Below are 494 nucleotides of genomic sequence, written 5' to 3' on the forward strand. Positions count from 1 at the left end.
CCCAATACAGGAGATTGTGCCGTGCTTCCTGCTGTTGTTCCTCCACTTCCATCCTCCATACAGACAAGTTGAATGTCCACAACCAAAATAGATTGAACCTCAGCAGGACAAGTCCCTCCGTCTTCTACGGATAACTCTCCGTTATGATGCCCTCCCAAACTACAATAAGTATAGTAAGAATAATCCTTCCATTCGCAAACTGTTTTTGCAAAAATATTTCCTGAGAATGTTCCACTTGTAAAACCTTGTACATCTATCTTGTCAGTAAAATTGACGGCAGAAACATTTCCATCTGCAACCAATTGCTTTTCGGCTTCTGAAAGATTGTATGTAATAACAAATTCTTTGTAGGTTCCATCAGGAAGTGAAGAAAGCACCAAGTTTTCAACAGGTGAGTTTGGGGTTTCATTGCTTCTGTGAATGCGGAAAGTATAGGTATGAAAAGTAGAATTACTTTCAATGTATGCAATACTATCTGTATCAATTGAGATGGA

Annotated in this window: 1 protein-coding gene; it reads right to left on the reverse strand. The window is 39.1% G+C overall.

Annotated elements, in window-relative coordinates; translation table 11 throughout:
* Nucleotides 1–494 (reverse strand): hypothetical protein (locus AC4AGG_RS16800; RefSeq protein ID WP_489773170.1); only part of this gene is annotated, 494 nt, incomplete at both ends.

This window comes from Chryseobacterium sp. CG10_8 (assembly GCF_058117085.1).